The 14,243-nt window shown below is 60.8% G+C and carries 15 protein-coding genes; 13 read left to right on the forward strand and 2 right to left on the reverse strand.

Annotated elements, in window-relative coordinates; genetic code table 11:
* Positions 1-309: 309 nt before the first annotated feature.
* On the reverse strand, positions 310-633 hold the full coding sequence (gene fdxA, locus CAF73_RS10025) for a ferredoxin FdxA (protein ID WP_007908827.1): 324 nt from the start codon (positions 631-633) through the stop codon (positions 310-312).
* Positions 634-796: 163 nt separating this feature from the next.
* Positions 797-3,379, reverse strand: coding sequence for a DNA mismatch repair protein MutS (gene mutS / locus CAF73_RS10030; RefSeq protein WP_085702596.1), 2,583 nt, complete (start codon positions 3,377-3,379; stop codon positions 797-799).
* A 210-nt stretch (positions 3,380-3,589) separates the two neighbouring features.
* On the opposite strand from mutS, the gene CAF73_RS10035 reads away from it, so the two are divergent.
* The 13 genes from CAF73_RS10035 to CAF73_RS10095 all read left to right on the forward strand — a co-directional run bounded on the left by CAF73_RS10035 (position 3,590) and on the right by CAF73_RS10095 (position 14,183).
* On the forward strand, positions 3,590-4,324 hold the full coding sequence (locus CAF73_RS10035; protein ID WP_085702597.1) for an XRE family transcriptional regulator: 735 nt from the start codon (positions 3,590-3,592) through the stop codon (positions 4,322-4,324).
* 522 nt (positions 4,325-4,846) lie between these two features.
* Positions 4,847-5,185 (forward strand): phage holin family protein, encoded by a 339-nt coding sequence (locus tag CAF73_RS10040; protein WP_085647806.1) that lies wholly within the window; start codon positions 4,847-4,849, stop codon positions 5,183-5,185.
* A gap of 72 nt (positions 5,186-5,257) precedes the next feature.
* The gene (locus CAF73_RS10045; RefSeq protein ID WP_085702598.1) at positions 5,258-5,779 is read left to right on the forward strand and encodes a hypothetical protein; all 522 of its coding nucleotides are present in this window, start codon (positions 5,258-5,260) and stop codon (positions 5,777-5,779) included.
* A 3-nt stretch (positions 5,780-5,782) separates the two neighbouring features.
* Complete coding sequence (locus CAF73_RS10050) at positions 5,783-6,391, forward strand: phage baseplate assembly protein V (RefSeq protein ID WP_085702599.1); 609 nt, start codon at positions 5,783-5,785, stop codon at positions 6,389-6,391.
* Between the two features lie 14 nt (positions 6,392-6,405).
* Complete coding sequence (locus CAF73_RS10055; protein WP_085702600.1) at positions 6,406-6,738, forward strand: phage baseplate protein; 333 nt, start codon at positions 6,406-6,408, stop codon at positions 6,736-6,738.
* Positions 6,735-7,730, forward strand: coding sequence for a baseplate J/gp47 family protein (locus tag CAF73_RS10060; RefSeq protein WP_085702601.1), 996 nt, complete (start codon positions 6,735-6,737; stop codon positions 7,728-7,730). The genes CAF73_RS10055 and CAF73_RS10060 overlap by 4 nt, the downstream gene beginning before the upstream one ends.
* Positions 7,727-8,362 (forward strand): phage tail protein I, encoded by a 636-nt coding sequence (locus CAF73_RS10065; protein ID WP_085697354.1) that lies wholly within the window; start codon positions 7,727-7,729, stop codon positions 8,360-8,362. Before CAF73_RS10060 ends, CAF73_RS10065 begins: the two co-directional genes overlap by 4 nt.
* Positions 8,363-11,023: a phage tail protein gene (locus CAF73_RS10070; protein WP_234204581.1), complete on the forward strand. Its 2,661-nt coding sequence runs from the start codon at positions 8,363-8,365 to the stop codon at positions 11,021-11,023.
* Complete coding sequence (locus CAF73_RS10075) at positions 11,023-11,559, forward strand: DUF4376 domain-containing protein (RefSeq protein ID WP_085702602.1); 537 nt, start codon at positions 11,023-11,025, stop codon at positions 11,557-11,559. The genes CAF73_RS10070 and CAF73_RS10075 overlap by 1 nt, the downstream gene beginning before the upstream one ends.
* A 101-nt stretch (positions 11,560-11,660) precedes the next feature.
* Entirely contained in the window at positions 11,661-11,846 is a 186-nt protein-coding gene (locus CAF73_RS10080; protein ID WP_085612311.1) for a hypothetical protein, read from the forward strand.
* A gap of 2 nt (positions 11,847-11,848) precedes the next feature.
* Positions 11,849-13,015 (forward strand): phage tail protein, encoded by a 1,167-nt coding sequence (locus CAF73_RS10085; protein WP_085702603.1) that lies wholly within the window; start codon positions 11,849-11,851, stop codon positions 13,013-13,015.
* Entirely contained in the window at positions 13,015-13,521 is a 507-nt protein-coding gene (locus tag CAF73_RS10090; protein WP_085702604.1) for a phage major tail tube protein, read from the forward strand. The genes CAF73_RS10085 and CAF73_RS10090 overlap by 1 nt, the downstream gene beginning before the upstream one ends.
* A gap of 80 nt (positions 13,522-13,601) precedes the next feature.
* Entirely contained in the window at positions 13,602-14,183 is a 582-nt protein-coding gene (locus tag CAF73_RS10095) for a phage tail assembly protein (RefSeq protein WP_085702605.1), read from the forward strand.
* Positions 14,184-14,243 lie beyond the last annotated feature (60 nt).

Below are 14,243 nucleotides of genomic sequence, written 5' to 3' on the forward strand. Positions count from 1 at the left end.
TAATCTATTGATTTATATGGTTATTTTTCAATGTTAAAGGCTTGTGACCAAGGATTAGTACGCTGGCGGCCAGTTGTGCCCATCGGCGAAATCTCTAGTATCTGGGTTGTGTCGACGGATAGACGCGCCCTTCAAGGAAGAGGGGAATGGACATCGCAGGACGCGATTCATCAGGACGATGAAAAGGAACACAGGGAATAGGGAAAAAATGTGGGCGGGTCAAACCGCCCCTTTTTTTGCCTGAAAAAAGCCAAATCCGAAAAAGCAAAAAGGCCCGCGAGGGGCCTTCTCTTCAAAACGCGGAACAGATCAGCGTTCGAGGTCTTTGATCTTGCCTTTGACGCCATCCCACTCTTCGGCATCCGGCAGCGATTCTTTTTTCTCGGTAATGTTCGGCCAGATCTCGGCCAGCTCTACGTTCAGCTGAATGAATTCCTGCATTTCTTCCGGAACTTCGTCCTCGGAGAAAATGGCCACGGCCGGGCATTCCGGTTCGCACAGAGCGCAGTCGATGCACTCGTCCGGGTGAATGACCAGGAAGTTCGGGCCTTCGTAGAAGCAGTCCACCGGACAGACTTCTACGCAGTCGGTGTACTTGCACTTGATGCAGTTGTCGGTGACGACGAAGGTCATTTCTAATTTTCTCCTCAGGCGGCGGCAGCGTTGCCCCTTCACGGTTGGGGTCGCCAGGTTCGGGAGCGATGTCTGCCAGCCAGGCTATTAGCCAGCAGCATCCCGAACCGCGCGAGATTCTAACAGCTTGAAGCCGTTTGCGTTATATCCGGTTCGTCGGTGCTTATATCCGGTTCTTTAGTGCATAGAGCATTTCGAGTGCACGACGCGGTGTGACGTCATCCAGATCCAGTTTGGCCAATTCATCCAGCACCGGATGCGGAAGGCTGGCAAACATATCGCTCTGCTGCGGCGTCGCCGGTTTGCCCTTGGCCGCCGGCTTCGGCGCTTCATGGGGCAGTGCGGTGTCTTCCAGGCGGCTCAGATGCTCGCGAGCACGCAAGATGACTTCGCTCGGTACACCGGCCAGTTGCGCCACAGCCAAACCGTAGCTTTGGCTGGCTGGGCCTGGCAACACATGGTGCAGGAACACGATGCGTTCGTTGTGCTCGGTCGCATTGAGGTGCACGTTGGCCACCAACGGTTCGGCCTCTGGTAACACGGTCAGTTCGAAATAGTGCGTCGCAAACAGAGTATAGGCACGCAGCTGAGCCAGTCGCTCAGCCGCCGCCCATGCCAGCGACAAACCGTCGAAAGTGCTGGTGCCGCGACCGACTTCGTCCATCAGCACCAGGCTGCGCTCGGTTGCGTTGTGCAGGATGTTCGCGGTTTCGCTCATTTCCACCATGAAGGTCGAGCGACCACCGGCGAGGTCATCGCTGGAACCGATCCGGGTGAAGATCCGGTCCACCAGCGACAGTTCGCAACTGGCGGCCGGCACGAAGCTGCCGATGTGTGCCAGCAGCACGATCAGTGCAGTCTGGCGCATATAAGTGGATTTACCGCCCATGTTCGGGCCGGTGATCACCAGCATGCGAGTGTTGTCATCGAGGCTAAGGTCGTTGGCCACGAACGGCGTGGTTAACACTTGCTCGACCACCGGGTGGCGGCCCTGGGAGATGCGCATGCACGGTTCGCTGACGAACGTCGGGCAATTCAGGTCGAGATTCAGCGCACGTTCGGCGAGGTTGCTCAACACATCCAGTTCGGCCAGGGCACCAGCAGTGTCCTGCAGCGGCGGCAACTGGCTGATCAGGTCTTCCAGCAGCGCTTCGTACAGCATTTTCTCGCGAGCCAGGGCGCGGCTCTTGGCCGACAGCGCCTTGTCTTCGAACTCTTTCAGTTCTGGCGTGATGAAGCGCTCGGCACCCTTGAGGGTCTGGCGTCGGATGTAATCCGCCGGCGCCGATTCAGCCTGTTTGCTCGGCAACTCGATGAAATAGCCGTGAATGCGGTTGTAGCCGACTTTCAGGTTGGCCAGACCGGTGCGGGCCTTTTCCCGGGCTTCGAGGTCAATCAGGAACTGGCCGGCGTTTTCGCTCAGCGATTGCAGCTCGTCGAGTTCGCTGTCGTACCCGGTTTTAAGCACGCCGCCGTCACGGATGACCGCCGGCGGGTTGTCGATAATGGCTTTTTCCAGTAGCGCCGCCAGTTCCGGATAAGTGCTGGTAGTGGTCGCCAGGCGTTGCAGGTGCGGCGCCTCAAGATCGGTCATCGCCGCTTGCAGTTCAGGCAGTGCGCCGAGTGCATCACGCAGACGAGCGAGGTCGCGAGGGCGGGCATTGCGCAGGCCGATCCGCGCCAGAATCCGCTCAATGTCGCCGATTTCCTTGAGCTGCGGTTGCAGGTTTTCAAAGCGATAGCGGTCGAGCAGGCAAGTGATCGAGCTCTGGCGAGCCAGCAGCACGGTCAGGTCGCGCAGTGGGCGATTGAGCCAGCGGGTGAGCAGACGGCTGCCCATGGCGGTCTGGCAACGGTCGACCACCGATTGCAGGGTGTTGTCGCGGCCACCGGCCAGGTTGGTATCGAGTTCGAGGTTACGACGGCTGGCGCCGTCCAGCACCACGGTATCGTCCAGCCGCTCATGGCGCAGGCTGCGCAGATGGGGCAGGGCGGTGCGTTGGGTTTCCTTGGCATACGCCAGCAGGCAACCGGCGGCACCGATCGCCAGGGTCAGGGTTTCGCAACCAAAGCCTTTCAGGTCCTGGGTGGAAAATTGCTGGCAGAGACTTTTCAGCGCCGAATCGCGCTCGAAATCCCACGGCGCACGGCGACGAACGCCACGGCGTTTTTCCGCCGGCAGATCCTTCGGCCAGTCATCCGGGATCAACAGCTCGACCGGGTTGACTCGCTCCAGCTCCGCCAGCAGATTTTCCCAGCCCTTGATCTCCAGCACCGTGAAGTTGCCGCTGGTGATGTCCAGCACGGCCAGGCCGAACAGACGCTCGTCGCCCAGCACCGCCGCGATCAGGTTGTCGCGACGCTCATCGAGCAGCGCCTCGTCGCTGACCGTACCCGGCGTGATAATGCGCACTACCTGACGTTCCACCGGTCCTTTGCTGGTGGCCGGGTCGCCGACCTGCTCGCAGATCACCACCGACTCGCCAAGCTTGACCAGTTTCGCCAGGTAACCTTCCGCCGCGTGGTAAGGAATCCCGCACATCGGAATCGCCTGCCCCGCCGACTGTCCGCGGGCGGTCAGGGTGATGTCCAGCAACTTGGCTGCCTTCTTCGCGTCCTCGTAGAAGATCTCGTAGAAGTCGCCCATGCGGTAGAACATCAGCTGGTCCGGGTGCTGATTCTTCAGGCGCCAGTACTGCTGCATCATCGGAGTGTGGGAGGACAGGTCGGAGACGGCTTTATTCATCGGATTGTCAGGCAACTCGTTCAAAGGTGTGGGGCAAAAGCGCGGCAGTGGCCGGGCTTTTCCGCGATGGGCGCAAGGTTACCATGGGCGGTCTGTGGTCCGCAGGCATCGCGGCCGGGTGACACCTAACTGGCGCAAAAACGTCGACTATGCACGATTTATGCAAATCAGCATTTGTCTTCGCGAAAAACTTCAAGCACTATGCGCGTTATGCAAAAACGCAACGTATCTACCGTCTTAAGAGCACTGCTCGACCAGCACGGGATCTCCCCCACGGAGCTCCACCGTCGCACCGGCGTGCCTCAATCCACGCTCTCGCGGATTCTCAGCGGGAAGATCGTCGATCCTTCGGATAAACACATCTCGAAGATTGCCGAGTACTTTTCCGTGAGCACCGATCAGTTGCGCGGGCGCGCGGATGTTGCGCCCGCCGCCAACACCGGACGCGACGAGTTGCATTCCGAACTCAAGGACATAAGCCTGTGGGACGATGACACGCCCGTCGATGACGACGAGGTGTCGGTGCCCTTTCTTCGCGAGGTTGAATTGGCTGCTGGATCAGGAAGATTCGTCATCGAAGAGAGCGAACGCTCCAGCCTGCGCTTCGGCAAGCGCAGCCTGCGCCATAACGGTGTGCAGTTCGATCAGGCCAAATGCGTGACGGTACGCGGCAACAGCATGTTGCCGGTGCTGCGCGACGGCGCCACGGTCGGGGTCAACGCCGGCAAGTGCGGGATCGGCGACATCATCGATGGCGATCTTTATGCGATCAACCACAACGGTCAATTGCGAGTGAAGCAGCTCTATCGCCTGCCTACCGGTATCCGTCTGCGCAGCTTCAATCGCGATGAACACCCGGACGAGGACTACAGCTTCCAGGATATGCAGGAAGAGCAGATCGTCATCCTCGGTCACGTCTTCTGGTGGGGCATGTACGCCCGGTAACCTGATTCCTTTCTGACAAAACCCGCCTCTGCGGGTTTTTTTTCGCCTGTAGAAAACCGGCCAACCCTTGAACGGCGGGGCTTTCATGCATCCGCGCATTTCTTGTGCATAAATAAATGCATTTACGCATTGACTGTATATGCATCCATGCATATTCTTGCCACCAAGCCGCTCGACAAAGCGGCTGGCAACAACAGCTCTTTAGTTCCACAAGAACAGGCAGCGATGAACCGGCCTCAACGGTTCAGAGGGTTGGCAACTGACCCGGGTGTGCAGCGTAAAGCACCAGAAACAGTTATCCGGCGGGCAGGGACCGCGGTCGGAAAAACAATTTGAATGGACTCGTACCGCGCCAGTAGCGCCGAAAAGTCAGCTTCCTTCACGTACACAGGATTGAAGGAAGGCAAAGGAGTGCATTACTGAAAAGCCCGGCGAAATGCAGGGCTTTTTGGAATGCCTGCCTCAAGAGAAAACGATTGAACCCAACACACAACACTCATCCATCACACCAGGAGGCGTGACATGACAAACGAGCAACAAGCGTTGGCGGACATGCCGATCTGGCTGGTCATCCTCCTTGCCGTCGTGGGCGGGGTGTCCGGGGAAATGTGGCGCGCCGACAAGGAGGGCGCTCGTGGCTGGCCACTGCTTCGGCGTCTGGCCCTGCGCTCCGGCGCCTGCATGATCTGCGGCGTTTCGGCGATCATGCTGCTGTACGCCGCCGGCATGTCGATCTGGGCTGCCGGGGCATTTGGTTGCCTGACGGCCATGGCCGGTGCCGACGTGGCCATCGGCCTTTACGAACGCTGGGCCGCCAAGCGCATTGGCGTCTGCGAAGTTCCCCCGCGCGATCCGCAATAACCCCTCACTTTCCTGTCTCGCTGCACGCTGTGCGGCGGGACTTCGCGTGGACATCAGAAAAGGAGGTCAAGCATGCCCACACCGATCCAGCAGCCTTCGCAGCTGTTCACGGCAATCGCCACAGCCTTGCGTAACAGCGTCGATCTGAATGTGCAGGTCGGTCATCACGATGACTTCACGGCCCCCGGCGACAAAGCCTGGGTGCTGATCGACATCGAGCGAAATGCACCGGGAGAGCGCGCCGCCAACGGGCGCATTGCTCATGTGCTCACGTTGACGCTGCAAGTGATTCCGGCGGTTTCCGCTACAGCGTTTGCCGCGTGCGATCTCATCGCCGCCCTGAAGAACCTGGTCACCGACAACCGCTGGGGCCTGTCCGGCGATCAATGCGATCTGCCGATGAACATCGATGGAATGCCGTCGTTGCTCATCCGCGCCGACCAGCCAAACAAAGCCTGGACCCTGTCGTTCAATCAGACCCTTTACCTGGGCCCGACCCTGCTCGACGACCCGCTCGGCACGCCGAAATTCGCCCGCACCTGGGAAGTCAGTGACATCGACGACCCCGACCAATACACCTCGCTGGAGGCCTGACCGATGTTCGACGCGTTACTGCGAATGCAACTGGGCCCGATCATCGAACGCCTGGCGGAAATGGACGCCGAGATCGACGACCTGCACCGGCGCGCCGAGAGTTATTGCCGCATCGGCATCTGCCAGGACGTCGATGCCGCGAGCAATACCTGCCGGGTCAGCCACGGTGGACTGCTCACCCCGGCCATCAAATTCTTCAACCCCAGCGCCGGCGCGCAGAGCGAGTCGCGGATCCCGACGGTGGGTGAGCAGTGTCTGCTGTTCAACTACGGCAGCGGCGAAAGCGGCGCCCAGAGCGTGGCGTTGTTCGGCCTGAACAGTGACCGTTTTCCACCGGCCTCCACCGTACCGACGCTGACGCGACGTGTTCATCAGGACGGCAGCGAAAGCGGTTACGACGACGCCACACACACACTGCACTGGCAAAACGGTCCGGCAGCCTTCAGCGGCTCTCGCGAATCGCTTGAACTAAGCATCGGCCCGGCACGGCTGGCGATGACCCCGCAAGCGATCACCCTGCAACTGGGCGCGGTCGGCCTGACCATCGACGCCTCGGGCGTGCACTTCAGCGGCCCGTTGGTGGATCACCAGGGCCGCGTCATCAGCCCCTGAATCAAGAGCTTCCCATGATCGGAATCGATAGAGACAGCGGGGCCACGGTCGACGACTGGCTGCAATTCGTGCAGCGCGCGACCCGGGCCCTGACCACGCCGCTGGGCACCCGGCAAAAAAGGCCCCTTTATGGTTCGTTGATCCCCACGTTGCTGGGGCAAAACCTGGGCGACGACATTCTGTTGCTCGCCCAGAGCCACGCAGCCCAGGCGTTCTACAACCCGCAAAACGGCATCGGCGATTTCCAGCCCGCTGTGATCGTCGCCACCCGACAGGGCGCCGGTCTGTTGCTGCGGTTTGCCGGCACCTGGAAAAACCGCCAACAGACTTTCGAGGTCGTGACATGAGCATGTTGATCCCCGGCCAGAACCAGTTGGCCGAACCCTCCTTGATCAAGGTCGATGCCTTCGAGGATCTGCTCGCCGAGTTCAAGACTTTCGTCATCTCGTACGTCGGCGCACGCTCGCCGCAGAGCGCGGAAAAACTCAAGACCAGCCTGGACAACGAAAGCGAATTGCTGACGTTGGCCCTCGAGGCTTTCTGCGTTCGCTTGCAAACCCATGAACGCAAATACAACGCCCGGATCAAGCAGATGCTGGCGTGGTGGGCCACCGGCAGCAACCTTGATGCGCGGCTCGCGGACATGGGCCTGGAGCGCCAATTGCTCGATCCGGGCGACGCGGCGGCATTCCCGCCGGTGCCCGCGATTTACGAGAGCGACGATGACGCCCGGTTGCGCTATTACCTGGCGCCCCACGCTCCGGCCGCCGGCTCGCGGATGCAGTACCGTCGCGAGGTGTTCACCCTCGGCGAGCGGCCGGCGGTGAAAGTCGAATCCACCGATACGGGCGTGGTAAACGTCACTTACACCTTCGACCCGGATGGCCTCGCCGCGCAGGTCAAGGACGGTAATGGCCGTCGTACCGCGCCGGGTGAAGTGCAAGTCACCGTGCTTGCCCGCGAAGGCGACGGTACGCCATCCGCGACGTTGCTCGAAGGTGTACGCCAACACTTTGCCCGGCCCGATGTTTGTCCGGAAACCGACAAAGTCACGGTCAAAGGTGCCGAGATTCAGCGCTACACAATCCGCGTCGTGGCAAAGATCAATTCCGGCCCGGATTCGGGCCTGACCAAGGTCGCCGCCGAGCAACATCTGCAAGCCTACGCCGACAGCTGCCATCGCCTGGAAGGCCGGGTCGACCCGAGCTGGATCGACTACACGCTGCACAGCGCCGGCGCCGTGCAATTGCAGATCCTTGAACCGCTGGCGCCCATTGTGTGCTCGGCGTTTCAAGCGCCGTACTGCACGGCAGTCGAAGTCGAGGTGCAGACGCTATGACGGACCAGACACCGCGTCCGACTCTGCTGCCGGCCAACAGCTCGGCGCTGGAACGGGCGCTCGATATCGGCTTCGGCGCGTTGCTGGACCGCATCGCGCCGCCGTTTCCCGAACTGATGAATCCTGCCTCTACGCCCGTCGCGTTTCTGCCGTATCTCGCCGCGGATCGTGGAGTGGCCGAATGGAGCACCGACGCACCGGAAGCGGAAAAGCGCCTGACCGTCGAACTGGCCTGGCCCACCGCGCGCCAGGCCGGCACTCGCAAGGCGCTGGAAAACGCCGCCAAGGGTTTGCAGCTCAGGCCCGAGATTCGCGCCTGGTACGAACAGACCCCGCCCGGCGAGCCTTACAGCTTTTCCGTGCGGGCCTTCAGCGAACAACCCTACAGCGAAGAAATCGACGCACGTCTCGACCGACGCCTGGCTGATGCCAAGAGCGAGCGGGACGTGCTGTCGGTGTCGGTCGGCCTCAGCGCCTTCGGCAATCACGTCATCGGCGCCGCGACCTTTTGCGGCGAACTGACCACGGTCTATCCGGTGTTCCTCGAAGGGCTCGAGACATCCGGCGAGGCCTTCATGGCGGCCGCTCTGTACACCGTCGAAACATCCACTATTTATCCTCAGGGGGCCTGAATGGCTGACTATTACACCCTGCTCACCAACGCAGGGATTGCCTACGAAACGGCGTGCAAGGCTGCGGGCCTGCCGATCAAGCTGACGCAGATTTCCGTCGGCGATGGCGGCGGCGCGGTCTACAACCCGGCCGCGACGGCTACCGCGCTGAAACGCGAAGTCTGGCGCGGTCCGCTCAACGCGCTGTTCCAGGACGAGAAGAATCCGAGCTGGCTGCTCGCCGAAGTCACCATCCCGCCGGACGTCGGTGGCTGGTACGTGCGTGAAGCCGGTCTGTGGACCGACACCGGGATTCTCTACGCCATCGTCAAATACCCGGAGTCGTTCAAGCCGGTTCTGGCTAACTCCGGCTCGGGCAAAGAGTTCTACATCCGCTCGATTTTCGAGACCAGCAATGCCTCGCTGGTGACGCTGCAGATTGATGACACCGTGGTCAAGGCCACCCGCGCCTGGGTCATGAGCTACCTCGCCGAAGAACTCGGCAAACTCGACGGCAAACAGTCGGTGCGCGTCGCCGCCCCCGCCAACGTGGTGTTGAACGGTGCGCAGCAGATTGACGGCGTTGCCGTGATTGCCGGCGACCGCGTGCTGTTGCCGAACCAAACCCTGGCCAAGGACAACGGGCTGTGGGTTGTGGCTAACGGCGACTGGACTCGAGCGAATGATGCCAACGTCAGCGCCAAGGTCACACCGGGCCTGACGGTGATGGTGGAAGAGGGCACGTTCAACGGCGATTCGCTGTGGCACCTGACCACCAATGCGCCGATTACCCTCGGCACCACTGCGCTGACATTCAAGATGCTCGCGGGGCGTACCGGGATTGCTGCCGGGACTTACAAGAGTCTGAGCGTCGACGAATACGGCCGCGCGACGGCCGGCTCGAATCCCGACACGCTGGCCGGTTTTGGCATCAAGGATTCCTACACCAAGGCTGAAGTCGAGGCGCTGATTGCCAAGGCTTCTGCGTTGCCGGTGGGATCGATTGTTGCCTTCCCTGTCGATACGCCGCCACCGGGTTTTCTGGAGCTGGACAACAGCGTCAAGAGCAGCGCGACCTACCCGGACTTGAGCGCCTATCTGGGCGGCAAGTTCAACAAGGGGGATGAGGGTGTCGGGAATTTCCGGTTGCCGGAGGCGCGTGGGGAGTTCTTGCGCGGTTGGGATCATGGGCGTGGGGTGGATGCGGGTCGGGCGATTGGGTCATCTCAGATGGGGACAGTGACAGCCTTTGACAGCAACCCGAATCCGAACCTTACGGTCGAAGTTGTTCAGGCAACGGTGGCGGCAGCTCAGGCAGATGTATTCATACCCGCTGATTATCCCGGCGTCGCCAGATCGTACACCACTGCAGGTGCTGTATCTTCGCCTGTATTGGTCGATGGCGGTGTTGTGAGACCACGCAACATCGCCGTCATGTGGTGCATTAAAGCCTGGAACGCCCCGGTCAATCAGGGAAACATCGACGTAGCTGCACTGGTCAAGGAAGTTTCCCGGCTTGGATCTGCCGTTCCGGTGGGCGCCGTCATGGCGTTCCCGACGGGGATCGTGCCTCCGGGTTTTCTTGAGCTGGATGGCAGTGTGCAGAGCATTGCGACCTATCCGGATCTGGCTGCGTATCTCGGCACTACTTACAACAAGGGTGATGAGGGCGCTGGCAATTTCCGGTTGCCGGAATCACGCGGTGAGTTCCTGCGGGGTTGGGATCATGGCCGGGGCGTAGATCCTGGCCGGGTGATTGGTAGCTGGGCGCCTGATGAGCTGAAGTCTCACTTCCACCAGATTGACGCGCCTGCCTATCCGGCCGGACTCGGTCAGGACAAAGTGGCTCGGGGCAACCGCTCGGACAGCAACGGAACACCGGCAACAACAGCCACTGGCGGATCGGAAACCCGCCCGCGCAGCATTGCGGTCATGTGGTGTATCAAGGCCTGGAGCGCGCCGATCAATCAAGGCGTTATCGATATCGCGGCGCTGGAACAACGGGTCAATTACAACGAATTCGGGCGTCTGCTGAATATTCAGAAGTTCGCGGTTAACGGCACCTACATTCCGACGCCGGGGATGAAGAAGGTTCGGATTCGTATTGTGGGGGGAGGGGGGGGATCTGGCGGCGCGTCGGCTACAACCGCTTCCCAGACTTCTGCGTCTGGCGGTGGTGCGGCGGGAAGCTATGCGGAAACGCTAATAACGGCGGCAGATATTGGCGCTAGCCAAGCGGTCATTGTAGGTGCTGGCGGAATCGCGGGCACGGCTTCGGGAACCAACGGAACTGGCGGCGGCGCAGGGGGGGCAAGTTCGGTAGGAGCGTTGCTGTCTGCGCCGGGTGGTTTGGGGTCAATCTACGCTATCGGGATAACTACTACAGCGTTTGGACTGATGGTGGGCGGTTATCCGGGTGCGTCAGCCTATGGAGGCAATATTGTCAACATGGCAGGCGCTCCGGGGACCCCCGGCATTACCGTGAGTGCGTCGACGCTGGCCGGCCATGGTGGTAGCGGCCCACTGGGTTCGGGTGGGAATGGAGCTGGCACCAACGGAGCGCTTCCGCCCGGTTTAGGGTATGGGGGTGGGGGTGGTGGCGTCGCCGTCGGCCCATCTTTGCCTGCTCGCAATGGTGCGCCGGGCGCTGGCGGTGTTGTAATTTTCGAGGAATACGCCTGATGAAGAAGTACGCACTCCTGTACATGGGCAAGGCTGCCCAATTGTTCGAAACCGACGGCGACATCAAGACAATGTTTCACCCGGACATGATCTGGATCGAATGCCCCGGCGAGGTCGAGGAAGGCTGGCTGTACGACGGCAAGCAGTTTGCACCGCCGGGAGTTCCGGTCGTGTCGCTGGATGAACTCAAAGCGTCCGTGGCGGCTGAGCGATTCGTGCGTGAGGGGGTTGGCATTGTCGTCGACGGTCTGCAAATCGAGACAACACGCGACAGCCAGGCGCTGATCGCCAGTACCGGCCTATCGGCTGTCCTCGATCCGGAATACCGCTGCAATTTTAAAACATTGAAGGGATTCGTCGAGATCGGCGCTGCGCAGATCATCGATATTGCGAAGGCAGTACGGGCGCACGTACAGGCCTGTTTTGACCGCGAACTGACGTTGTTACGCGCAATCGAGGCAGGCGAGTACCACGACGAAATGCTGGCCGAAGGTTGGCCGGACTCATCGTCGACCGATACCGCAGATCTCGACTGAACGCCCCGTACATCGGGGCGTTTTCTTGTCCCCAAACAAACATTCAACACCCGCCAAGCCCCTCCCTTTGAGGGGCTTTCCCGTTTATGGAGAAACGAAAAATGGCAACCCGCCAAACCTACACCGTGCTCGTTCCATTCCCCACCGGCGGTGGGCACTGGTCGAGTGTCGGCCAGGAACTTGATCTGCTCGACGTCGAGGCCAGTGCCCTGCACAGCGCCGGTCGACTGGAGCTGAAAACATCTACCACCAAGGCCGTGAAGGCCGCTGCCAAGAAGGCTGACTGAATATGGCTGAGGTTCTGAACTTCGAGCACAACGGCATTACCGTCAATGCCACCGAATCCCCCGAGGCCATGGGCGGCCTGGGTGACAACGTCATCGGTCTGGTCGGCACCGCGCCGAAAGCCGATCCGCTGATTCCGCGCAACGCACCGTTTCGCATCAACAGCTTCACCACTCACGCGCTGCTCGATCCGACCGGTGCGGAAGAGGGCACCCTGTACCACGCCGTTTACCAGATCCTCAAAGTGGTCAAGGTGCCGGTGTACGTGGTGATCGTCGAGGCGGGCGCGACCCCGGCCGATACCGTCAACGCCGTGATCGGCGGTGTTGAACCGGCCACCGGCCGCAAGCTCGGTCTGGCGGCACTGGGCAGCGTCCCGGAAGACCTGACCATCATCGGCGCGCCGGGCTTCACCGGCACCAAGGCTGTGGCCAGCGAGTTCGCCTCGTTCGGCAAGCGCATCAAGGCCCGTGTGGTGCTGGACGGCAAGGATGTCTCGGTTGCCGACCAGGTGCTGTACAGCCAGGAACTGGGCGGCGCGGATCTGGGTTTCGACCGTTGCCTGGTGGTGCACAACATGCCGGCCGTGTACTCGAAAGCCGCGAAGAAAAACGTCTTCCTCGCGCCATCCAGCCTGGCAATCGCCGCGCTGGCCAAGGTCAAGCAATGGGAAAGCCCGGGCAACCAGGTGACCTACGCCGAGGACGTGTCGCGGGTCGTTGAGTACAACATCCTCGACACCTCCACCGAAGGCGATCTGCTCAACCGCTACGGCGTCAGCTACTACGCCCGCACCATCCTTGGCGGCTTCTCGCTGCTGGGCAACCGCTCGATCACCGGCAAGTTCATCAGCTACGTCGGTCTGGAAGACGCCATCAGCCGCAAGCTGGTGAAGGCCGGCCAGAAAGCCATGGCGAAGAACCTGACCAAGTCGTTCATGGACCAGGAAGTCAAACGCATCAACGACTGGCTGCAGACCCTGGTCGCCGACGAAACCATTCCCGGCGGCAGCGTGTATCTGCACCCGGAACTCAACAGCGTCGAGAAGTACAAGAACGGCACCTGGTACGTGGTCATCGATTACGGCCGCTACGCGCCGAACGAACACATGGTTTATCAACTCAACGCCCGCGATGAAATCATCGAGCAGTTCCTGGAGGACGTTCTCTAATGTTTACCAACCGCGTAAGACAGGCCGTCGCGGCCACCCTGCAAGGCCTGCCGCTGTCGGCGACCGTGGAAGAATTCACTCCGCCGAAGATCGACTTCGACATGGAAAGCATGACGGGCGGGCGCTTCATCGTTGAGGAAATGGCCAAGAGCGCCAAGCCGTTGAACGCCACGCTCAAGTTGCAAGGCACCGGCGCTGAAGTGCTGCTGGCGATGGGCGTGAAACTGGGCGACGACATTCTGCTGAACGTGCGTGAAGCCGGTCAGGATCAGGACGGCAACACCTGGTTCACCTATCACACCATCGGCGGCAAGCTCAAAACCATGGGTGAGGAAGCAATCAAAATGGGTGGCAAAGCCCTGACAACTCTTGAGTTCTCTTGCCGCACCTACAACCGCCTGGAAAACGGCATTCCGGTGATCGACATCGACGTGCGCACCCAGAAGTTCGTGCTCAACGGCGTCGACATCCTCGGTGATGCCCGTCGTGCGGTGCTGATGCCGTAAGCCTTTCGGCAGATCAGGCACAAAACCTGTGGGCGTTCATGCCCACAGGAATCTTCAAGAACACCCAAGGAATTCCTTTCATGTCGTGGATGCCACCCAAGCATGACCTGTTGTCGCCGATCACCGGTGACGACGGCTCGCAGATCGAATCGATCCAGCTCAAGCCGCTGTTCTACGCCGCCCAGAAAGAAGCGCTGGAACGCGCCGGCGACGATGAGGACGACCAGTTCTTCGAACTGGCGCTGCTGGCCACCGGCTTGTCGGTCAAGGAACTCGACCAGCTCAAGCGTCCGGACTACGTGACGATCGCGCAGTACGTACACGAGATGTCGACCCGTCCGGCGTCGTACTTTCTCGACCTGGTCGAAGATGCGGAGAAATCCGACGATCCCGACCAGGTGCAACTGCTGCAACCGCTCGCCGTCACCGGCCGCACCGTGACTTCGCTGAGTCTGGAAATGCCGGCGCTGCGGGCCACCAAAGTGATGAAGAAACTGAAAACGGCCAAGGAACGCGCCGAGTTCATCACCGCCCATTGCACCGGCCTGATGATCCCCGATCTGGCCCTGATGAGCGTCCCGGACTGGACGCAATTGCAGGTGCGCATCGACGATTTTTTAAACCAGCCGGCGGCCTTCTTTCAGAACGCGACATCGAAGTAATCCTCGATATCGTGCCGCTCATTTACCCGGTAAGTGAGGCGGAAATTCTGGAGTGGGACG

This window comes from Pseudomonas sp. B15(2017) (assembly GCF_002113215.1).
GTDB lineage: Bacteria > Pseudomonadota > Gammaproteobacteria > Pseudomonadales > Pseudomonadaceae > Aquipseudomonas.

What these genes read in the sequence shown, in the direction of transcription:
- CAF73_RS10060 (WP_085702601.1), top strand. Translation starts at nt 6,735, where the DNA reads ATGAGCATGTTGATCCCCGGCCAGAACCAGTTGGCCGAACCCTCCTTG.
- CAF73_RS10080 (WP_085612311.1), top strand. Translation starts at nt 11,661, where the DNA reads ATGGCAACCCGCCAAACCTACACCGTGCTCGTTCCATTCCCCACCGGC.
- CAF73_RS10045 (WP_085702598.1), top strand. Translation starts at nt 5,258, where the DNA reads ATGCCCACACCGATCCAGCAGCCTTCGCAGCTGTTCACGGCAATCGCC.
- CAF73_RS10095 (WP_085702605.1), top strand. Translation starts at nt 13,602, where the DNA reads ATGTCGTGGATGCCACCCAAGCATGACCTGTTGTCGCCGATCACCGGT.
- CAF73_RS10070 (WP_234204581.1), top strand. Translation starts at nt 8,363, where the DNA reads ATGGCTGACTATTACACCCTGCTCACCAACGCAGGGATTGCCTACGAA.
- CAF73_RS10065 (WP_085697354.1), top strand. Translation starts at nt 7,727, where the DNA reads ATGACGGACCAGACACCGCGTCCGACTCTGCTGCCGGCCAACAGCTCG.
- CAF73_RS10090 (WP_085702604.1), top strand. Translation starts at nt 13,015, where the DNA reads ATGTTTACCAACCGCGTAAGACAGGCCGTCGCGGCCACCCTGCAAGGC.
- CAF73_RS10040 (WP_085647806.1), top strand. Translation starts at nt 4,847, where the DNA reads ATGACAAACGAGCAACAAGCGTTGGCGGACATGCCGATCTGGCTGGTC.
- CAF73_RS10085 (WP_085702603.1), top strand. Translation starts at nt 11,849, where the DNA reads ATGGCTGAGGTTCTGAACTTCGAGCACAACGGCATTACCGTCAATGCC.
- CAF73_RS10035 (WP_085702597.1), top strand. Translation starts at nt 3,590, where the DNA reads ATGCAAAAACGCAACGTATCTACCGTCTTAAGAGCACTGCTCGACCAG.
- fdxA (WP_007908827.1), bottom strand. Translation starts at nt 633, where the DNA reads ATGACCTTCGTCGTCACCGACAACTGCATCAAGTGCAAGTACACCGAC.
- CAF73_RS10050 (WP_085702599.1), top strand. Translation starts at nt 5,783, where the DNA reads ATGTTCGACGCGTTACTGCGAATGCAACTGGGCCCGATCATCGAACGC.
- CAF73_RS10055 (WP_085702600.1), top strand. Translation starts at nt 6,406, where the DNA reads ATGATCGGAATCGATAGAGACAGCGGGGCCACGGTCGACGACTGGCTG.
- CAF73_RS10075 (WP_085702602.1), top strand. Translation starts at nt 11,023, where the DNA reads ATGAAGAAGTACGCACTCCTGTACATGGGCAAGGCTGCCCAATTGTTC.
- mutS (WP_085702596.1), bottom strand. Translation starts at nt 3,379, where the DNA reads ATGAATAAAGCCGTCTCCGACCTGTCCTCCCACACTCCGATGATGCAG.